The 19,329-nt window shown below is 66.0% G+C and carries 18 protein-coding genes; 12 read left to right on the top strand and 6 right to left on the bottom strand.

Annotated features, from left to right (window positions below):
• Positions 1-49: 49 nt before the first annotated feature.
• The 3 genes from rplK (at position 50) to WC704_RS00835 (ending at position 1,632) form a co-directional block, all read left to right on the top strand.
• A complete protein-coding gene (gene rplK, locus WC704_RS00845; RefSeq protein ID WP_033966441.1) occupies positions 50-481 on the top strand; it encodes a 50S ribosomal protein L11 in 432 nt (143 codons plus the stop codon).
• A gap of 4 nt (positions 482-485) precedes the next feature.
• Positions 486-1,178, top strand: coding sequence for a 50S ribosomal protein L1 (gene rplA, locus WC704_RS00840; protein WP_372888105.1), 693 nt, complete (start codon positions 486-488; stop codon positions 1,176-1,178).
• Positions 1,179-1,425: 247 nt separating this feature from the next.
• Positions 1,426-1,632 carry a cold-shock protein gene (locus tag WC704_RS00835; protein WP_010404074.1) on the top strand — a complete coding sequence of 69 codons (207 nt, stop codon included), beginning with the start codon at positions 1,426-1,428 and terminating at the stop codon, positions 1,630-1,632.
• Between the two features lie 63 nt (positions 1,633-1,695).
• Here the strand turns inward: WC704_RS00835 and WC704_RS00830 are convergent, their stop codons facing one another.
• Together WC704_RS00830 and WC704_RS00825 are read right to left on the bottom strand one after the other, a co-directional pair.
• Positions 1,696-3,630 (bottom strand): AsmA family protein, encoded by a 1,935-nt coding sequence (locus WC704_RS00830; protein WP_372888104.1) that lies wholly within the window; start codon positions 3,628-3,630, stop codon positions 1,696-1,698.
• Positions 3,631-3,696: 66 nt separating this feature from the next.
• Positions 3,697-4,905 (bottom strand): penicillin-binding protein activator, encoded by a 1,209-nt coding sequence (locus WC704_RS00825; protein WP_372888103.1) that lies wholly within the window; start codon positions 4,903-4,905, stop codon positions 3,697-3,699.
• Between the two features lie 11 nt (positions 4,906-4,916).
• On the opposite strand from WC704_RS00825, the gene rsmI reads away from it, so the two are divergent.
• The 4 genes from rsmI to WC704_RS00805 all read left to right on the top strand — a co-directional run bounded on the left by rsmI (position 4,917) and on the right by WC704_RS00805 (position 7,839).
• Positions 4,917-5,750, top strand: a complete 834-nt coding sequence (gene rsmI, locus WC704_RS00820; RefSeq protein WP_372888102.1) for a 16S rRNA (cytidine(1402)-2'-O)-methyltransferase — start codon at positions 4,917-4,919, stop codon at positions 5,748-5,750.
• Between the two features lie 50 nt (positions 5,751-5,800).
• A complete protein-coding gene (locus tag WC704_RS00815; protein WP_372888101.1) occupies positions 5,801-6,205 on the top strand; it encodes a YraN family protein in 405 nt (134 codons plus the stop codon).
• A gap of 78 nt (positions 6,206-6,283) precedes the next feature.
• Positions 6,284-7,243, top strand: a complete 960-nt coding sequence (gene gshB / locus WC704_RS00810) for a glutathione synthase (RefSeq protein ID WP_372888100.1) — start codon at positions 6,284-6,286, stop codon at positions 7,241-7,243.
• Positions 7,240-7,839 carry a DedA family protein gene (locus WC704_RS00805; RefSeq protein WP_372888099.1) on the top strand — a complete coding sequence of 200 codons (600 nt, stop codon included), beginning with the start codon at positions 7,240-7,242 and terminating at the stop codon, positions 7,837-7,839. Before gshB ends, WC704_RS00805 begins: the two co-directional genes overlap by 4 nt.
• Here the strand turns inward: WC704_RS00805 and WC704_RS00800 are convergent.
• Positions 7,836-8,741 carry a tyrosine recombinase XerC gene (locus tag WC704_RS00800; protein ID WP_372888697.1) on the bottom strand — a complete coding sequence of 302 codons (906 nt, stop codon included), beginning with the start codon at positions 8,739-8,741 and terminating at the stop codon, positions 7,836-7,838. The two genes, WC704_RS00805 and WC704_RS00800, sit on opposite strands and share 4 nt — an antisense overlap.
• A gap of 221 nt (positions 8,742-8,962) precedes the next feature.
• On the opposite strand from WC704_RS00800, the gene WC704_RS00795 reads away from it, so the two are divergent.
• From WC704_RS00795 to WC704_RS00780, 4 genes are all read left to right on the top strand, one after another.
• On the top strand, positions 8,963-11,131 hold the full coding sequence (locus tag WC704_RS00795) for a primosomal protein N' (protein WP_372888098.1): 2,169 nt from the start codon (positions 8,963-8,965) through the stop codon (positions 11,129-11,131).
• A 262-nt stretch (positions 11,132-11,393) separates the two neighbouring features.
• Entirely contained in the window at positions 11,394-11,804 is a 411-nt protein-coding gene (locus WC704_RS00790; protein ID WP_372888097.1) for a DUF2147 domain-containing protein, read from the top strand.
• 42 nt (positions 11,805-11,846) lie between these two features.
• The gene (locus WC704_RS00785; protein ID WP_372888096.1) at positions 11,847-13,151 is read left to right on the top strand and encodes an OmpP1/FadL family transporter; all 1,305 of its coding nucleotides are present in this window, start codon (positions 11,847-11,849) and stop codon (positions 13,149-13,151) included.
• 141 nt (positions 13,152-13,292) lie between these two features.
• Complete coding sequence (locus tag WC704_RS00780) at positions 13,293-14,891, top strand: S1C family serine protease (RefSeq protein ID WP_372888095.1); 1,599 nt, start codon at positions 13,293-13,295, stop codon at positions 14,889-14,891.
• 20 nt (positions 14,892-14,911) lie between these two features.
• Here WC704_RS00780 and ada read toward each other — a convergent pair whose 3' ends face one another.
• The 3 genes from ada to WC704_RS00765 form a co-directional block, all read right to left on the bottom strand.
• On the bottom strand, positions 14,912-15,949 hold the full coding sequence (ada, locus tag WC704_RS00775; protein WP_372888094.1) for a bifunctional DNA-binding transcriptional regulator/O6-methylguanine-DNA methyltransferase Ada: 1,038 nt from the start codon (positions 15,947-15,949) through the stop codon (positions 14,912-14,914).
• Positions 15,950-16,012: 63 nt separating this feature from the next.
• Positions 16,013-16,690, bottom strand: coding sequence for a dienelactone hydrolase family protein (locus WC704_RS00770; RefSeq protein ID WP_372888093.1), 678 nt, complete (start codon positions 16,688-16,690; stop codon positions 16,013-16,015).
• 71 nt (positions 16,691-16,761) lie between these two features.
• On the bottom strand, positions 16,762-18,543 hold the full coding sequence (locus tag WC704_RS00765) for a methyl-accepting chemotaxis protein (RefSeq protein ID WP_372888092.1): 1,782 nt from the start codon (positions 18,541-18,543) through the stop codon (positions 16,762-16,764).
• A gap of 231 nt (positions 18,544-18,774) precedes the next feature.
• On the opposite strand from WC704_RS00765, the gene WC704_RS00760 reads away from it, so the two are divergent.
• Positions 18,775-19,329, top strand: a complete 555-nt coding sequence (locus tag WC704_RS00760) for a F0F1 ATP synthase subunit delta (protein ID WP_372888091.1) — start codon at positions 18,775-18,777, stop codon at positions 19,327-19,329.

Below are 19,329 nucleotides of genomic sequence, written 5' to 3'. Positions count from 1 at the left end.
GGGCGCCTCGGTGCCCGCCAGGACCGCTAAACTTGAAAGAGAGTGACACATGGCAAAAAAGATTACAGGCTATATCAAGCTGCAGGTGCCGGCCGGCAAGGCCAACCCGTCGCCGCCGATCGGCCCGGCGCTGGGTCAGCGCGGCGTCAACATCATGGAATTCTGCAAGGCGTTCAACGCCTCGACCGGTGACCAGGAAGTCGGCACGCCGCTCCCCACCGTCATCACCGTTTATGCCGACCGTTCGTTCTCGTTCGAAACGAAGACGCCGCCGGCATCGTATCTCATCAAGAAGGCCGCCAATCTAAAGTCGGGCTCGAAGGAGCCGGGCAAGGTGTCCGCCGGAAAGATCAAGCGTTCGCAGCTCGCCGACATCGCGACCGCGAAGATGAAGGATCTCAACGCCAACGATCTCGAATCGGCAACGCGCATCATCGAGGGTTCTGCCCGCGCGATGGGCCTCGAAGTGGTGGAGGGCTAAGATCATGGCATTTGTCAGCAAGAAGCAAAAAGCCGTCACCATCGATCGTCAGAAGCTGCACGGCGTGGACGAAGCGATTGCGCTCGCCAAGGCCGGTGCAACCTCGAAGTTCGACGAGACGATCGAAGTCGCGCTGAACCTCGGCGTCGATCCGCGTCACGCCGACCAGATGGTCCGCGGCGTCGTCACGCTGCCCAAGGGCACTGGCAAGACCGTACGCGTCGGCGTGTTCGCCAAGGGTGCGAAGGCCGATGAAGCCCGCGCCGCTGGTGCGGACGTGGTCGGTGCGGAAGACCTGATGGAAACCATCCAGGGTGGCACGATCGATTTCGATCGCTGCATCGCGACCCCGGACATGATGGGCATCGTCGGTCGCCTCGGTAAGGTGCTTGGTCCAAAGGGCCTGATGCCGAACCCGAAACTCGGCACCGTCACCATGAACGTTGCCGAAGCGGTCAAGGCAGCCAAGGGCGGCCAGATCGAATATCGCGTCGAAAAGGCCGGTATCATCCACTCAGGGATCGGCAAGGCGTCGTTCCCGGCAGAAGACCTGCGCGCGAACTTCGACGCGCTGGTTGACGCCGTGGTCAAGGCCAAGCCGTCGGGCGCGAAGGGCAAGTATGTCCGCAAGGTCGCGGTTAGCTCCACGATGGGCGTCGGCATCAAAGTTGACGTGGCCGAGGTTTCGGCGGCGTAAGCCTCCGCGATTTGCTACGGAATGGAGGGCCGGGGGAAAACCCCGGCCCTTTTTCATGCGCGCCCTTTTCCGGCGCCACCCACCCACCATTTGCTATTCCCCGTAAATGCGCCTAGGCCCGCGCTTGCTACAGTCGCAAATCGACGGTCTCTGGTGCTTTGCGGCCCCATCTTCCTTCTTTCACTGCTGATCTAGGCACCGGATGGCGCGGCTTTCGCGCCACCGCACGACAAGAAGGACGACCATTATGACCATCGGCACCGTAAAATTCTTCAACGCAGACAAGGGCTATGGCTTCATCGCGCCGGAAGGCGGCGGCGAAGACGCGTTCGTGCACATCACGGCGGTTGAGCGCGCCGGCATGGGCACGCTCGATAAGGATCAGCGCGTCCAGTACGAGCTGGAGCAGGACAAGCGCGGCAAGATGAGCGCCGTGAACCTGCAGCAGGCCTAATCGCCCGCGCAAGCGAACGACCAAGGGCCCGGCGAGCAATCGCCGGGCCCTTTTTCTATGCGCTCACCGCAACGCCGCTGCCACCGCCGATTCGCAATCGAATTGCGCAGGCGGCGGGATCACGACGGCAGGCGGCGTCCTGGCCAGGCCGAATGCGCGCCGGAGCGAGCGCCCAAGCACCTTGAGCAAGCCACCGCTGCTGGGTTTGTCGGTCGTCCCCAGGCCCGCCACCGAAACGCTCGGCTTGCTGAGCGTGCCGCCAATCTGGATCGGGTCAGCAATCTTCAGGAGCGCGTGGCTCTTGCTGGTTCCGGCGAGCGTCAGCGCGATGCGTTCGCCATCCAGCACGATCCGGCCTGCCCCGCGCCCGACCGAGGTTCCCGTGTCGATGCCGAGCGGTCGGGGCACCAGCACGCCGTTGGTCGCGCGGAAATCGGCGACGAGGCAGCGCAGCGGCACCATCCGGCTGGGCGAGCCGATCGCGTGAAGCACCGCGCCGCTCAAATTCTGGCCGAGCACGTCTGCCACCATGCGGCGCACTTCGCCCCCGGTCGCGACCATCGCCGCTTTGCCATTGGCGCGCGCCAGCGCCTCGCGCACCGTATCGCCCTGCCCACTCAACACGATGCGCCCCTGCACGCGCCCCGACACCATGTCGGGCTTGCCGATCAACGAATCGAGCGTCAGCCCGGCAAGGCGAAGGTCGACCGAGAGCTTGGGCCGTCCGCTGCGATGGTCCACCCGCAGTGTACCCGCCATGCGTCCGGTGGCGAGCGTCGCCACCACGTTGCTGACGGTGAGGACGCGGTGGTCGAGCGTCAGCCTGCCCGACAATGTCCGGAACACCGTGCCCTTGCCGGCCAGGATGCGATCGACGCGGAAGGCAATCGTGCCATCGGTCTTGCCGAGCTTGCTGAGGTTGATCCGCGTCGGCGGAATGACGCGCGGGCCGATCTTTGCCGATCGCGCCGCCGAGGCGGCATGGCCGCGCGCATCGGCCAGATCGTCGAAATCGAATTGGGGTGCCCGTATCCTCGCGTCGATCTTGGTGCGGCCATCGATCTTGTGGACCGTCGCCAATCCGGCAAAGCGCGAGCGCCCGACGCGCCCGCCGATACGATCGATGTACCAGTCACGCCCGTCATGGCGAATCGCGCCGGTCAAATCGATCGGCTGCGTGCCGAACAACCCAGCTTCGATCACGCGATCGAGGTTTTTGAGCGTTGGGGCCTGCGCGGTGATGGCCGCGCTAAAGTGGCGCGTGTCGAGCACGCCCGCCATGTCGCCCTTGGCGGCCATGTGCAATGCGGGCGATGCCAGCGTCGCGCTGAACGGATAGGGCGCGGTGGGGTCGATCCCGGTAATCCGCCCGCCCGTCGCCTCGATCCGCACCGGTGTACCAAGGAGGGTGCCCGTCGCGGACAGGCGCAATCCGTTCCTGGCATCGACCGACAGCGGGCCCGCCACGACCAGATCGCGCCTGGCATCACGCACCACCACTTGCGTGTTGGTGATGGTGAGATCGGACAAGGTCGGGCGGTCGCCGTGCCCGTCGCCTTGCTCACCCTCGCGCTTCCAATTGGCGCGCCCGCTGGCATCGCGTACCAATGCGATCCGCCCGCCGTCGATCGTCACGCGATCGGGCTGGAAATGGCCGAACAGCAATGCGAACACCGGCACGCGCACGCTGGCCGAAGACAGCCGCACGAAATCGCCCGGCCCAACCCAATCGGGCTGCGCGATGTGGACGTCGCGCACCGAGATGACGGGTGCGTAGGAAAAAACGCTGTCCCGCGTTACCGCGCCGACCCGGACCGGGCTGCCCCAAGCCGCCGACAGGCGGCTTTCGACCAGACCGCGCATCATCCCGACCGGAAACGCACCCAGCGCCAACAGCAGCGACGCCGCCACACCGAGGATGGTGAACACCGTTCCCAGCAGGATTTTGCGCCAGCGCGGTGCGCGTTTGGCGGGAGCGGCGGTTTCGGAAGCGATCACGCCCTTACAACCCGATGCTCCCCCGATTGTTTCACCCGCGCAGCGAAATCCACATCGTTGGCGCCATTACCGCTCGAAACCGCTGGGAGCAGGCGAGATCGTCACCGTGGTGCCGCCGCGAATTTCCTGCACTTCCAGCGCGCGCTCGGCGACATTGTCGCGCCCGAAACGGAACGCGCCATCGATGCCCGCAAAACCGCCGCGATCCTTCAGGCGATCCTCCGGGAAGGCCGTGCCCATCGGCCAATCGCGCATGATGCGGATCGTCAGCAACACCGAATCATAGCCAAGGCTCGACAGGCGGAAGGGTGCGGCACCGAAGCGCGCGCGGTAACGCGCCGCATATTGGCGATACAGACCGTCCGAGACGCTGGCGAACCATGCGCCCTCCAGCCCGGCCTTGCTGGCGATTGCGCTTTCCGAATTCCACAATTCAGTGCCAAGCACGCGCGCACCGCCCATGCCGTTCTTGCGCAGCACCGGCACCGCCGCCGAAGCCGAATTGCCGCCATCGGCGATCAGGATCGCCTGATAGGGCGCACTCTTGCTCATACGGAGGATCGCGCTGGTGATCGATCCGGGGACACGATCATAGGTCTGCAAGGACGCAACCTGCCCGCCTGCCGATTCGACCGCGCGCAGAAAGGCGGTCGACGCCCGCTGCCCATAGGTGCCGTTGGGCACCAGCCCACCGAAGGTGGTGACGCCCTGTTCGCGCGCATAATCGACCACCCGGCCAATCGACTGGGCGGGCACATAGCCCATCAGATAGGCACCGTTCCCGGCGGCGGTCGCGTCGTTGGAAAAGCTGACCACGGGCACCCCCGCACGGTGCGCAATCGGGGTAACCGCCCGCACGTCGTCCGCCAGCAACGGCCCCAGAATCAACTGATTGCCATCCGCCAGCGCCTTTTGCGCGGCCAGCGCGGCGCCGGTGGCGGTGTCGTAACTGGTGATCCGGATACGCTCGTTCTTCGAATCGAGCAGCGCCATCTGCGTGGCGTTGGCGAGACTTTGGCCGACCCCGGCATTGGGACCACTGAGCGGCACCAGCAACGCGACGCGGTGGCGTTGCGTATCAGTGGGAATGCCCTGTTCGACCACAGGCTGTTGCGGCTGCACCGGGCGAACGACGGGGGGGTGTTTAACCGGCGCGGGCCCGCGCGGCACGACCGTCTGACACCCGGCCAGCGCAACCGCCCCCGCAATGCCCGCGATCTGCAAAAGCCGTTTAAAGCCGATGGGCCGTTGCCCTTTCGTATCCCGCTCTGCCATGACCGCTCCTGATGACCCCTGATCTCTCGCCCGGCCTCTACATCGTTGCCACCCCGATCGGCAATCTCGGCGATCTTTCGCCGCGGGCGGCGCACATCCTGACGCATGCCGCCGTAATTGCGGTCGAAGACAGCCGCGTGACGGCCAAACTCCTACACCATATCGGTGTAAGGCGGCCAATGGTTCCCTATCACGACCATAATGCCGAAGACGTCCGCCCTGGCCTGATCGCCCGCATGGGGATGGAAGCGGTGGCGTTGGTGTCCGACGCGGGCACGCCGCTCATCTCCGACCCCGGCTACAAGCTTGTGCGCGATGCGCGCGCGGCGGGGCATACGGTGTGGACCATCCCTGGCCCCTGCGCGGCGGTGGCGGCGCTGACGCTGGCGGGGTTGCCGACCGACCGCTTCCTGTTCCTCGGTTTCCTGCCCTCCAAGGCCCAAGCACGCGCCGCCGCGATCGCCGAAGTTGCCGCGATCCGTGCGACCTTGGTGCTGTACGAATCCGGCCCCCGTCTCGGCGCAACGCTGGCAGCGCTCGCCCAAGCTTTGGGTGACCGCGAGGCGGCGGTGACGCGTGAAATTACCAAGCATTTCGAGGAAGCGGTGACGGGCACGCTGTCGCAGCTCGCCGCACGCTACGCCGACGCCCCGCCCAAGGGCGAGATCGTGGTGGTGGTCGCCCCGCCCGGTGCCCCCGAAGCAGCCAGCGCCGACGCCGCCGATGCGGCACTGACCGAGGCACTGACGCGGCTCTCCACCGGCCAGGCGGCGAGCGAGGTCGCCAAGAAACTCGGGCTCGACCGCAAGGCGCTCTACGCAAGGGCGCTGGAGTTGAAGGCGTAAAACTCCCCTCCCGCTTGCGGGAGGGGCTGGGGGAGGGCATATTTCCTAGCGTGCCGCATCGTGCCAGCCCCTCCCCTAGCCCCTCCCGCAAGCGGGAGGGGAACGGAAAACGCCGCCGCGCCGAAGCATCCGGTCGCCGCGGCGAGCGCCTCGCCGGGTGGTGGCTCCGCCTCAAAGGCTGGCGCATCCTCGCGCGGCGCGTGCGAACGCCCGCCGGAGAGGTGGATCTGATTGCCAAGAAGGGCACGCTCGTCGCCTTTGTCGAGGTCAAGCTGCGTGCCACCGCCGCCGAACTCGATTTCGCGATCGACGAACGCCGCCTCGCCCGCGTCGCGGCGGCGGCGGAATATCTGATGCCGACTTATGCCGATCCGGGCGACGACATTCGCGTCGATGTCATCCTGATCGCACCCGGCACGCGCCCGCGCCATATCGAGAATGCGTGGATCGGGTGACTTTGGCGACGCACGCCCCTAGAGGACGCTCGCATCCAAACCGGTCGCCAGCGATCGGGTATCGAGACGGAGAATCTCATGTCGCTCACCGTTGCCGTCCAGATGGACCCGATCGCCGCGATCAACATTGCCGGCGATTCGACCTTCGCGCTGATGCTCACCGCGCAACAGCGCGGCCACAAACTGTTCCACTACAATGCCGAAGACCTGAATTATGCCGATGGCCGGGTGTGGACCAAGGCCGATCCGGTCACCGTGCAGCGCGTCATCGGCCATCATTACAGCTTCGGCGATTCCGTCAGCCTTGATCTGGGCGATGAGGCCGATGTCGTGTTGATGCGGCAGGACCCGCCCTTCGACCTCGGCTATATCACCGCGACGCATCTGCTCGAACGCATCGCGCACAAGACGCTGGTGGTGAATGATCCGGCCAGCGTGCGCAACGCGCCCGAAAAGGTGTTCGTGCTCGATTTTCCGCAATTTATGCCGCCGACCTTGGTCACGCGCAGCCTCGACGAAGCCCGCGCCTTTCTCGCGCAGCACGGCGAAATCGTCATCAAGCCGCTGCACGGCAATGGCGGCAAGGCGATCTTCAAGGTCGGGCAGGATGGCGCCAATCTGTCGGCGCTGATCGAGGTGTTCAACACCATGTGGCGTGAACCGCACATGATCCAGGCGTTCCTCCCCGCCGTCGCCAAGGGCGACAAGCGCATCGTGCTGGTCGATGGAGACGTCGCGGGCGCGATCAACCGCTTACCTGGCGAAGGCGAGATCCGCTCCAACCTCGCGGTCGGCGGGTCGGCGGTGAAGACCGAACTGACCGAGAAAGAGCGCGAAATTTGCGCGGTGCTCGGGCCGGAACTCAAAAGGCGCGGGCTGCTGTTCGTCGGCATCGATGTGATCGGCGGCGAGTGGCTGACCGAGATCAACGTCACCTCCCCCACCGGCATCGTTGCGATCGAGCGCTTCGACGGCACCGATGTCGCCGGCCTGATCTGGGATGCGATCGAGCGCAAGGTTGCCGACACCGCGCGATGACCGATGTCATCATCGCGTTGACCGCGTGGGGCGGCTATTTCGGCATCTTCCTGCTCATGGTGCTGGAGAACGTGTTCCCGCCCATCCCGTCCGAAGTCATCATGGGGCTCGGCGGCATCGCGGTCGCGCGCGGGCAAATGGAGATCGTGCCGCTGATCGTGGCAGGCACGGCGGGGACGGTCGTCGGCAATTATTTCTGGTACTGGATCGGCTGGCACCTCGGCTATCAGCGGCTGCGCCCGTTCGTCGATCGCTATGGCCGCTGGCTGACGCTCGATTGGGAGCATGTGCTCCAACTCGAACGCTTCTTCGGTCGGCACGGGCAATGGGTGGTGTTCGTGTTCCGCTTCATGCCGGCCTTCCGCACGATGGTATCGCTGCCCGCTGGCATGACACGGATGCCGCGCGGACGCTTCGTGATTTGGACGGCGGGCGGCGCCGCGATCTGGGACACTTTCCTGGCGGGTGCAGGCTATTATCTCGGCACCAACTTCCGCGAGCTGGATGCGTTTATCGGCCCCGCGACGATCGTGACGATCGGGGCGGTCGGCGTGTTTTACGTCTGGCGTCTGCTGCGCTGGCAGCCGCGTTGCTAGGCACGCGGATGCGCGTTGCGGTACACGTCGAGCAAATGCGCTGCATCGACTTGCGTATAGATTTGCGTGGAACTGAGGCTGGCATGGCCGAGCAATTCCTGAAGCGCGCGCAAATCCGCGCCGCGCCCGAGCAAATGCGTCGCGAAGCTGTGGCGCAGCGCGTGCGGCGTGGTGCGATCGGGCAATCCCAACCGCACCCGCGCGCGCTGCACCGCCAGCCGGACAAGGCGCGGCGATAGCGGCCCGCCCTTCGCGCCCCGAAACAGCGGCGCCTCGCGCGCGGTGCCATAAGGGCTGAGCGCGACATAGGATTCGATCGCGGCGCGCACTTGCGGCAACAGCGGCACGATCCGCGTCTTGTCGCGCTTGCCCGTCACGCTCAGCGTCGCGCCCAGCGGCAGGATCGCCCCCGTCAGCCCCAACGCCTCCGCCACGCGCAGCCCCGCGCCATACAGCAGCAGCAGCACCGCCAGATCGCGCGCGCCGATCCACGGTTCGGCGGCGTCATCGGCAACATCCTCGGCCAGAGCGACTGCCTCGTCGGGCGACACCGGGCGCGGCACCCCCTTTTTCACGCGCGGCCCTTTAAGGCGCGGCGTTATCCCCTCGCCCACCGCGAACGCCAGGAACCCGCGCACCGCCGACAATTCGCGCGCCGCCGAGGCATTGCCGATGCCGCCTTCGCCCCGACGCGCGGCGAGGAAGGCGCGCAGATCGGCCGCGCTCACCTTGGCCAGCATGTCGCGCTCCACCGCCGCCCCCCAATGCGCCTGCAGGAAGCCGCACAGCCGCACCGCTGTCGCTTCATACGCGCGCACGGTGTGCGTCGAGCGCCGCCGGTCACGCGCGAGATGGGCGGCATAAAGGCCGGGGAGTTCGCTCATCGCTGCGGTGTAGCGCATCGGGTGGAACAAGAGAATCGCCGAACAGTCCTCCCCTATACCCTTCCCCGGCGAAGGCCGAGGCCCAGTCGAAAGGACCAGGATGTTCTGGCGTAGCGCTCTCCATCACCTACGTCACGACTGTGCCCCGGCCTTCGCCGGGGAAGCGCGACACGGGAAGGAACGCCTCCGCTTAACCGCTGCCCCTTTGCCGCACGCCCGCAACCCGCCATATGCTCCCCATGTCCCGCGCCCGCGTCCTCGTCATGAATTCCGCGCTCGGCCCGCTCGATTACCGCGTGCCGCACGGGATGCAGGTCGAGCCCGGCTCGATCGTGATCGCCCCGCTCGGCCCGCGCCAGTTGATCGGCGTGGTGTGGGAGCCCGAGCGGATGCCGTCCGATGCCGAGGTCGGCGACAATCGCTTGCGCAACCTCATCGGCGTGTTGCCCGCCGCGCCGCTGGCCGCGCCTTTGCGCCGGCTGATCGAATGGACCGCCGATTATTATCTCGCGCCCCCCGCCGCCGTGGCGCGGATGGCGCTCGCCTCCAGTTCGGCGCTGGAGGGCGCGAAGACCGTCACCGAATATCGCGCGACCGGGCTGGTGCCCGACCGCATGACCCCACAGCGTGAACAGGCGCTCGAGCAGATCGGCAACCACCAGGGCCTAATCCGCGAACTGGCGGCGATCGGCAATGTCTCCGACGCGGTCATTCGCGGGCTCGCCAAGGTCGGCGCGCTGGAAGCGGTCGAGGTCGATATCGACAGCCCCTTCCCCGCCCCCGATCCCGATTTCGCCGCACCCGCTTTGTCACCCGACCAGCGCGCCGCCGCCGCCACATTGGTGGCGGGGGTCACCGCGCGCGCTTTCGCGCCGACCCTGCTCGATGGCGTCACCGGTTCGGGCAAGACCGAGGTTTATTTCGAGGCGGTTGCCGCCGCGATCCGCGAGGGGCGCCAGACGCTCGTCTTGCTCCCCGAAATCGCACTGACCGAACCCTTCCTGACGCGCTTTGCCGCGCGCTTCGGGGTGAAGCCCGTCGCGTGGCATTCGGGCCTGCGCCAGTCCCAACGCCGCCGCGCGTGGCGCGCGATTTCCAGCGGGCAAGCGCTGGTCACCGTCGGCGCACGCTCCTCGCTGTTCCTACCTTATGCCAATCTCGGCCTGATCGTGATCGACGAAGCGCATGAAACGAGCTTCAAGCAGGAAGAAGGCGTGCATTATCACGCCCGCGATGTCGCAGTCATGCGGGCGAAATTCGAACACATCCCGGTAATCCTGGCGTCCGCCACCCCCGCAATCGAAACGCGCCAGCAAGTTGCGCTCGGTCGTTATGCCGAGGTGAAACTGCCCGGTCGTTGGGGTGCCGCCGAAATGCCCGCGATCGAAGCGATCGACCTGATCGCCGAGCCGCCCGAGCGCGGCCACTGGATCGCCCCCCGGCTGGTGATGGCGATGCGTGAAACGTTGGCGCGGCACGAACAATCTTTGCTGTTCCTCAACCGGCGCGGTTATGCCCCGCTGACCTTGTGCCGCACCTGCGGCCACCGCTTTCAATGCCCCAATTGCACCGCCTGGATGGTCGAGCATCGCCTCGTCCACCGCCTCGCCTGCCACCATTGCGGGCATGTCGAGCCCGTCCCGAAGGTCTGCCCCGAATGCCAGAGCGAGGACAGCCTCGTCCCCGTCGGCCCCGGCGTGGAGCGCATTGCCGATGAGGTGAAGGCGCTGTTCCCCGACGCGTGCACCGCCGTCATCACCTCCGACACGATCTGGTCGCCCGCCAAGGCCGCCGAATTCGTCGCGCGGATGGAGGCGCACGACATCGACATCATCGTCGGCACGCAGCTCGTCACCAAGGGCTATCACTTCCCCAATCTGACGCTGGTCGGCGTGATCGATGCGGATCTCGGGCTCGATGGCGGCGATCTGCGCGCGTCCGAACGCACCTTCCAGCAAATCTGCCAGGTCGCCGGGCGCGCCGGGCGCGGGGCCAAGCCCGGCCATGTCTATATCCAGACGCACAGCCCCGGCGCCAGCGTGATGCAGGCGCTCGTCTCAGGCGATGCCGAGGCCTTTTATGCTGCCGAGACCGCGCATCGCCGCGAAGCGGGCGCGCCGCCCTTTGGCCGCTTCGCCGGCATCATCGTGTCGAGCGAGGACCAGAAGGCGGCGCTAGAAACCGCGCGGCTGATCGGCCGCAGCGCGCCGCAGCATGAGGCGATGGAGGTGTACGGCCCCGCCCCCGCCCCGCTGGCAATGCTGCGCGGTCGCCACCGCTTCCGCTTGCTCGTCCATGCCAAGCGCGCGCTCGACGTGCAGGACATCATCCGCGACTGGCTCGGCGCGCTGGAGTGGCCGAGCAAGGTGCGCGTGGTCGTCGATGTCGATCCGTACAGTTTCGTTTGAGCGCTTTCCGCTACGGCGTTCGACCATAACGCCCGCTATCTCACTCGATTTGAGCGTTTTTCTGCCGATCTAGCGCAACGATACTTGACTTGATCGTCTGCGCTTCTATTGAACACAGCGCTGCTCGCTTTCCGTTTACGTAAATGTTACCGAACCGGAATAATCTTCAGGCCACACCTCCTGAGCGATGCGCACGACCGTAAGAATGCGGCGTTGGGTGCCCATTTCCCGCCTGGTTGCGGGTGTAGGAGAGTGAGATACCATGTCGTTGTTGATGATCGGCGCGCTGCTGGCCGGGGCTCCCATAGCGACCGATACCGTCGTCGGACGCTGGAAGACCGAGACTCACAACGCCATCGTCGAGATCAGCCGGTGCGGCGAATCGCTCTGCGGCAAGATCCTCACCTCCGATGCGATCCGCACCAATCCCGCGCTGAAGGACACCAGGAACGCCAACGAAAAGCTGCGTTCGCGCCCGCTCCAGGGCCTGTTGATGTTGAGCGGCTTCAAGCCCGAAGCAGGCGGCGTATGGAGCGATGGGCAAGTCTACAACGCCGAAGACGGCAAAACCTATAGCGGCAAGATCACCCCCGTCGGCACCGACCAGTTGAAACTGCGCGGCTGCGTCTTCTTCCCGCTATGCAAGACCCAAACCTGGACACGCGTGCGCTAACGCTGCGGCCTTTCTTTACCCCCCGATACTCAGGAATTTTCAATGTCGTTTCGTATCAAGGCCCCGCTGCTGGGCGCGACCGCGCTCGTCTCCGCTTTCGGGTTCCAGGGCACGGCCCATGCCGATGCGTTTTATCTGGAAGCCCAATCGGCGATCGGCACCGGCCGCGCCTTTTCCGGGGAAGCCGCCGATCGCGGTGCCGCCTTTTTGTGGTGGAACCCGGCGGCGATTGCCGGCATCACCGACCGGAGCGCAGCGATCAGCGCGACCGCGATCCTGCCCAAGGGCGACGTGATCGACAATGGCACGCTCATTCGTCGCCCGGGCCAGTCGTTCGTGCCCGTTGGCGGCAACGGCGTCGCGCGTGATCCGATCAGCAACGGCGTGCTCCCAAGCGGTGCCTTCGCCTATCCGATCAACGATCGCATCGCCCTCGGCGTCGCGGTGACCTCTCCGTTCAGCTTCACCACCGATTACGATGCGAATAGCTGGACACGCTACAGCGCCGACAAGACCCGCTTGCGCACGATCGACATCCAGCCGTCAATCGGCGTGGTGGTGACCGATTGGTTGAGCGTCGGCGGCGCGCTCAACGTCGAATATACCGATGCCTATCTCAGCAATGCGCTGCCCAACGTGCAGGCATCGTTGCCCGATGGCAGCCAGACGCTGAAGGGCCACGGCTGGGATTTCGGCTGGACCGCAGGCGTGCAGTTGCACAACAGCGCAGTAAGCGTCGGCATTACCTACAAATCCAGCATCAAGCATACGTTGACCGGAAATTTGACCGTCGCCGGGCTGGTCGGCCCGCTTGCCGGGTCCAACGCCTCGCTGTCGGGCGTGCAGGCGCAGTTCAACACGCCGGGCCAAATCATCGCGTCGGGGCGTCTGCATGTGACCAACGCGCTCACGCTCAATGCCCAGGGCGCTGTCTATAGCTGGGGCAAGTTTGACGCGATCCGGCTCGGCGCGCCGCTCAACGTCGCGCTGCCCGAAAATTATCGCGACAGCTTCAGCGTGGCCGGTGGCTTCGATTACGCTCTCAGCCCCAAGGCAACGCTGCGCGCCGGGCTGCAGCGCACGATCACTCCGACGCAGAACGGTCTGCGCGATGCCCGCGTGCCCGATTCGAACCGGTGGACCTATGCAGCGGGTGGCAGCTATCAATTGAACCGGCACATCACGATCGACGCTGGTGCCAATTACGTGCAGTTCAACGACGCCACGATCGACCGCGTAACCGCGGCCTATGCCGGCACGCCCGTGCAGACTCCGATCCTCACCAACGGTCTGCTGCGCAATGCCCACGCGCTCGTATTGTCGCTGGGCGGGCGCGTAAGCTTCTGATGCGGCTCTCCCGCTTCCGCCAGCCCCTTTGGCGGAGGCGGGATTAGAAGGCTGCATTCGCCCGAAAGGACGATGCGGATTGCGCTAATCGGCTTACTTTCCTCTGTCTTATCGCGACCTCGGCTGGCACATAAGGCGGACATGGTCGCCGCAATTTTTTTTCGCCTTTCCCGCCCTCTTTCGCAAAGGGTGTGGCCGCTGTGGAGTACGCTCCTCGCGGCAGTGTTGCTGTCCGCGCTCGCCGGGCCAGCCCGCGCCGATGATATCTCCGCCACCGCGCGCGGCGTCGTGCGCGTCGTCACCATCGCGATCGTCGATGACGAAGTGGTCGGCTTCGGCCACGGCAGCGGCTTTGCGGTCGCGTCCAACCGCATCGTCACCAACGCCCATGTGGTCGAGCTGCTGACGCGCTATCCCGGCAATGTCGTGATCGGCATCGTGCCGTCGGAAGGCAGCAAGAGCTATCAGGGCAGAGTGATCGCGGTCGATGCCGTGCACGACCTTGCGTTGATCGAATTCTCCGGAACGCCGCTGCCACCTGTCGCACTCTATACCGGGCCGGTGTCCGAGGGCGGGATGGTGACCGCGCTCGGCTATCCCGGCAATGTCGATCTCGCGACTGCGCGCTCGGCGGTGGATTACATCCATCCGCTCTCGCCGATCCGCACCGAAGGCGTGTTTTCCGGGCGTCGGCAAATGTCGGGAACCGACGTGCTGCTCCACACAGCGGGGATCGCGCGCGGCAATTCGGGCGGGCCGTTGCTGGACCCGTGCGGGCGCGTGATCGGCGTCAATTCGGCGATTACGCGGGGCGAGGAGGGCGATTCGACCTTTGGCTTCGCCATCGCCGACAGTGAACTCGCCGCCTTCCTCACCAAGGCCAAGCAACCCTTTATGGCGGTCGGCACGCCCTGCACGAGCATCGCCGAGATCGACAAGGCCGATCGCGAAGCCGATGCGCAAGCCTCCGCCGCCGCCGATGCAGCCAGGCGCGATGCTACCGGCAAAGCGGTTCTGGCGCGCGAGGCCGCGTTGATCGCCGCGCGCGACGCCGCCGACCGCCACCGCGAGAACATCATGGCCATCGCCACCTTGATGCTGGTGCTCGGCGCAATGGGCATTGGCGCGGGCGGGCTGCTCGATGCGCAGGCGATGCGGCGCGAGGCAATCTGGGCCTGGGCGATCGGTGGTCTGGTGATGGCTGGTGCCGTCATCGTGTTCGTGCTGCGTCCGACCGGTGCGGCATCGCTTCCCGCCACGACCCCCGCCGCAATCGTGCCCCTCGCCCCGACCGTTTCCTCCACCGCGCCGCTCGGCAAATTGCAGTGCCATTTCGTGCCCGAACGTAGCCGCGTCATCTCCTCGTCAACCGCCGATCTGACGGTCGATTGGGGCAAGGCAGGCTGCATGAACGGGCGCACGCAATATGCCGAAAATGGCAGCAAGTGGGACCGTATCCTCGTCCCCGCCGAGGAACAGACCGTGTCGGTTCTGCAATTCGACCCGGCAACGCTCGGCTATGTCACGACGCGCTATTTCCTCAGCGCGGCCGAGATGGACAGTGTGCGCAAGATTCGTAGCCAGGTCACGCTGAAGGCCTGCTCCCCCGATGAAGCGGGTCGGGCCAATCTGGCGACGCAACAGGCGGCGATCCGCACCGCATTGCCCGCCCAGCCCAATGAGAAGATCGTCTATCGCTGCGAGCCTGCCGGGCCCGATGTGGTGACCTCAGGCGGCTGACGCCGCGCTTCGGGAAGCGGCTACTTTACGCCCTCGCGGGTGCGCAGCGCGACCTTGCGGTCGATGCCATAGGCATAGCCGCCCAGCGTGCCGTCGGTGCGTTGCGCGCGGTGGCACGGCACGATGATCGACACCGGATTGGCACCACATGCCGTCCCCGCCGCGCGCACCGCTTTGGGGTTGCCAACCATCGTCGCCAGTTCGGCATAGCTGCGCGTCTCGCCCAGCGGAATCGCCCGCAGCGCCTGCCAGATCGCCTCCTGAAACGCCGTACCCTGCACATCGAGCGGCAAGTCGCGGTCGCGATCGGGCGATTCGACGCTTGCGACGACCTGCGCCGCCAGATCGGCCAACGCCGCGCCTCCAGGCACGATCTCGGCGTACGGGAAGCGCGCGTGCAGCGCCGCCTCGCCCTCGTCGAACGACACGCGACACAGCCCCTTGTCGGTCGCGGCGACGAGCATCGCGCCAAGGCTGGTATCGGCCACGGTCCAGCGAATCGTCACCCCGGCCCCGCCGCGTTTCCACGCGCTTGGCGTCATGCCCAGTCGTTTGGCCCCGCCATCATAAAAGCGGCTCGGCGCGGAATAGCCAGCCTCATAAATCGCATCGGTCACGGTGGCATCCCCCGCCAGCGCCCGCGCCGCGCGCTGCGCCATCAATCCGCGCGCATAGGCTGCCGGCGTCACCCCGGTCGCGCGCTTGAACAGGCGGTGGAAATGATGCGGCGCATAGCCGACCTGCGCGGCGAGCGCGTCGAGCGCCACCACCTCCTCCGCCGCCTCGATCAGCGCGACCGCGCGCGCCACCGCGATCCGGTCGCGCCCCACCGCATCGGGTGCGCACCGCAGGCAGGCGCGGAACCCCGCCGCGCGCGCTTCCTCGGGGGTCCGGTAGAAGACGACATTCTCGCGCTTGGGGTGCCGCGCGGGGCAGCTTGGCTTGCAATAGATGCCGGTGGTTTTCACCGCACCGACAAAGCGCCCATCGGAATGCCGGTCACGCGCTTCAAACGCTTTCCAGGCGGCATCGGGATCAAGGGGAAGGGTTTGTGTCATGCCATGATATACGCACGAACCGGATGCGCTCACATCCCGCACCTTGCTCTCAAAGCATGACGATCAGCCGCCATTCGCCTCGAACAATTCCAGCGTGCGTTCCTTGGCCAGATCGGCGCTGGGCTCGTGATAATCCTTGCGGCGATCCGAGTTGAAGCCGTGGCCCGCCTCATAGACATAGACCTTCGCCTTGGGCCACGCCTTGGCGATCACCCTTTCAACCCCGTCCATCGCGATATGGTCATCGTGGCGGCCGAAATGCAGGATAACCGGGACCTTGGGTTCCTCGTCCGCCGCACCGGGGATCAGGCTGCCATAATAAGCCGAAGCGGCGGCGACATTGTGCAGGCGTGTTGCCGCAAACCACGCGACCGACCCGCCATAGCAATAGCCGACCACGAACACCGGCCCGCGCTCGGCCAGCGCATCGATACAGGTCTGCACATCGGCCAGCGTCAGGTCGAACGGGTGCAGTTCGCGCGCAAGCTGCACGCTGCGGGCAAACCCTTCGCCGGTATATTCCGCCTCGAACCCGGGATGCTCGCGGTCGAACAGCGCGGGCGCCAGCACTTCATAACCGTTGGCGGCATATTCCTCGCACAGGTCGCGGATATGATCGGTCACCCCGAAGATTTCCTGGACCAGCACCAACCCGCCCTTGCGTCGGCCCGTTGGTTGCGCGTGATAGACCCCGATTTGCGCGCCGTCAGACATCGCCATCGTCAGTATCTGGCCGGTCATCGAATCTCTCCGTGGTGCAATCCCCGCGCCCCCAACGCTATCAACAACGGCGTTTCGGTGAAAGCGGTGCGTCAGGCGGCGCGCACATCCACGATCAGACGGTCGATTTGCCCGCGCAACCGCTCGACCCCGCTCGCCACATCCTCGGCGGTGCGCGTGACATGGTCGGCGGTGAGGCGCGAACGTTGCGCGCGGTCGCGCAACGTCTGCATATTTTCGGCAGCATCCGCAGTACCATCCTCGACCTCGGCAATGGCCAGCGCGATCGCCTGGGTCATGCCGCGCTGCTGATCGACTGCCCCGGCAACATTGGACGATGACCGATCGAGTTCGGCAACCAACGCATCGACCGATTCGATCGTCGCGAGCACCGTGTCGCTGGCGGTGCGGACTGCGGCGAGGCGTGCCTCGATCCGCCCGGCGGCGGACTGGGTCTGGCGCGCAAGGCCCTTCACTTCATCGGCGACGACGGCAAAGCCCCGGCCTGCCTCGCCCGCGCGCGCGGCCTCGATCGTGGCGTTGAGCGCGAGCAGATTGGTCTGCCCGGCCACCGCCGTAATCATGTCGAGCACCGAGGATATTTCCGCGACCAGCGCGCCCAGCGACTCGGCACGATCCCGCCCTTCCAGCGTGCGTGCGCGCACGGTCGCGACGCTGGCGCGCGATTCGTTTGCGGCCCTGCTGATCTGCTCGATCGCCCCGGCCAGCGCGGTCGCCGAATGCGCGATGGTGCGCGCGTTGGTGGCGCTTTGTTCGGTCAATGCGGCGGTCGCCATCGCTTGCTCTTCGGTCGTACCCGCCTCGCCCGCCATCGCCGCCGCAGTCTCGCGCAGCGCCGGTCCGGCGGAGACAAGTTGACCGACCGAGGCCCCTGCTTCGCCCTCGAACACCTGAAACAGCGCGTCCAGATGCGCGGCGCGGCGCGCGCGCGCCGCATCTTCGCGACGTTCGCTGGCGCTGAGCGCATCCGCAGTGCGGCGCGCTTCCTCGCTCAGGCGCCGCGCATCGGCCGATCGCTGCCGCGCAAAGGCCAGCGCACGGGCAATCTCCCCGATTTCATCGCTGCGATCGAGCGCCGGGATCACCACATCGGCCTGGTCGAGCGTGATGCTGCGCGTCGCCTCGGCAATCTGCGCAAGCGGCCGTTCCACGTGCCGCGCCAGCATCCGCATCCCCCAAAAGGCGACCAGGATCGCCGCGATCGTCACAAAGGCCACCAGGAAATAGACGCGATCGAACCCGGTTTCGAGTGCGCCGCGCTCGTGAAGCGCATCGGCGCGCAGATCGGCGATCAACGTGCCGCTCGCCCCGGTCAACGGATCGATTGCGGCGTAGAGCGCCCCGCTGACGAAGAAGTCGAGTTGATCGACTCGCCCGGCACGCAGCAAATCCAGCAATTTGTCGAGCGCGGCATCGGCGTCGTGGCGTGCCGCTTCGACCTTGGCCACCTCATCGGCGCGCCTTGCGTCGAGATTGTGCTCCATAAAGGCGCTCCAGCTCGCGGCGATCTCGGCGCGGTTGGCTTCGATCGTCGCGACCGCACCCGGCGCAGACAGATTCCCGCTCCGCACTTTGTGCGCCGTCAGCAGGGCAGTCGCATAGTTCGCGTTGACGCGCTGCAATTCGCCAATCGGATAAAGCCGGTCCATGATGAGCGTGCGCACCCCCTGGCTGGTGGCCAGGGTCGCGCCGATCAAGGCCAGCGTCAGCATCGCCTGGATGCCGAGCAGCCCCCAAACGATGCGCCGCAACTGCACGCGCATGTTCCCGCTATCCCCCTCCCAGCGCAACAGCATTGCGCGTAGCGAGAGCAGGAGTGCGGAAAACGAGCGGGGCAATGCGAGGCTGTTCATAAACCCTGCTATGGCTCCAAAGGACCAAACAGATGGTTAAGCCTATGTTACACTTGCATGAAATATGAAGAGTATGCCGGTAGTTTGGGGCGCGCGCATAGCTGTACCTCCGGGCGGCTTGCATCGCGCCCTACCCAATGCTAACCGCCCGCCAACCCATCTGAAGGCGCATTCCCCAACGCCCTCTATTTGCATGGGGCCACCATTCGTGCCCAAGAGGACCCCAATCGCGTGGAGACATCCGGCGGTATTCAAGCAAGCTTAAGCGGACGCTATGCGACCGCGCTCTTCGAGCTTGCCCGTGACAGCAAAGCCATCGATGCGGTCGAGGCGAGCCTTGGCCGCGTTCGCGCCGCCATCGCGCAATCGAGCGAATTCGCGCAGTTGATCGGCAGCCCGATCGTTTCGCGTGCCGATGCGGCCCGGGCGGTTGCCGCGGCAGCCGAAATGATCGACGTGGACGACACCACCGCCAAGTTCCTCGGCGTGCTCGCCGAGAACCGGCGGTTGTCGCAATTGCCCGCGATCATCCGCGCGTTTCGCGGCCTCGCCGCGCGGCACCGTGGCGAAACCACGGCGGAAGTGACCTCGGCACATCCGCTGACCGACGACCAGGTCGACGCGCTGAAGCAGCAATTGCGCACGCGCATCGGCACCGATGTTTCGGTCGATCTCGCGGTCGATCCCACCCTCCTCGGCGGTCTGGTTGTCCAGATCGGTTCGCAACGGATCGATTCGTCGATCCGCACCCGTCTCAATACTCTCGCGCACGCGATGAAAGGTTAA

It is taken from the genome of Sphingomonas sp. (assembly GCF_041661885.1).
Classification (GTDB): domain Bacteria; phylum Pseudomonadota; class Alphaproteobacteria; order Sphingomonadales; family Sphingomonadaceae; genus Sphingomonas.
Note: the sequence above shows the minus strand (reverse complement) of the source record. Positions and strands in the feature narration are given on the sequence as shown.

Bases quoted from the DNA above. Each gene is read 5' to 3' on its own strand.
- WC704_RS00795 (WP_372888098.1), top strand. From the start codon at position 8,963: ATGTCCCGCGCCCGCGTCCTCGTCATGAATTCCGCGCTCGGCCCGCTC.
- ada (WP_372888094.1), bottom strand. From the start codon at position 15,949: ATGACACAAACCCTTCCCCTTGATCCCGATGCCGCCTGGAAAGCGTTT.
- gshB (WP_372888100.1), top strand. From the start codon at position 6,284: ATGTCGCTCACCGTTGCCGTCCAGATGGACCCGATCGCCGCGATCAAC.
- WC704_RS00770 (WP_372888093.1), bottom strand. From the start codon at position 16,690: ATGACCGGCCAGATACTGACGATGGCGATGTCTGACGGCGCGCAAATC.
- WC704_RS00790 (WP_372888097.1), top strand. From the start codon at position 11,394: ATGTCGTTGTTGATGATCGGCGCGCTGCTGGCCGGGGCTCCCATAGCG.
- WC704_RS00780 (WP_372888095.1), top strand. From the start codon at position 13,293: ATGGTCGCCGCAATTTTTTTTCGCCTTTCCCGCCCTCTTTCGCAAAGG.
- WC704_RS00765 (WP_372888092.1), bottom strand. From the start codon at position 18,543: ATGAACAGCCTCGCATTGCCCCGCTCGTTTTCCGCACTCCTGCTCTCG.
- rsmI (WP_372888102.1), top strand. From the start codon at position 4,917: ATGACCCCTGATCTCTCGCCCGGCCTCTACATCGTTGCCACCCCGATC.
- rplK (WP_033966441.1), top strand. From the start codon at position 50: ATGGCAAAAAAGATTACAGGCTATATCAAGCTGCAGGTGCCGGCCGGC.
- WC704_RS00825 (WP_372888103.1), bottom strand. From the start codon at position 4,905: ATGGCAGAGCGGGATACGAAAGGGCAACGGCCCATCGGCTTTAAACGG.
- WC704_RS00835 (WP_010404074.1), top strand. From the start codon at position 1,426: ATGACCATCGGCACCGTAAAATTCTTCAACGCAGACAAGGGCTATGGC.
- WC704_RS00805 (WP_372888099.1), top strand. From the start codon at position 7,240: ATGACCGATGTCATCATCGCGTTGACCGCGTGGGGCGGCTATTTCGGC.
- rplA (WP_372888105.1), top strand. From the start codon at position 486: ATGGCATTTGTCAGCAAGAAGCAAAAAGCCGTCACCATCGATCGTCAG.
- WC704_RS00800 (WP_372888697.1), bottom strand. From the start codon at position 8,741: ATGCGCTACACCGCAGCGATGAGCGAACTCCCCGGCCTTTATGCCGCC.
- WC704_RS00785 (WP_372888096.1), top strand. From the start codon at position 11,847: ATGTCGTTTCGTATCAAGGCCCCGCTGCTGGGCGCGACCGCGCTCGTC.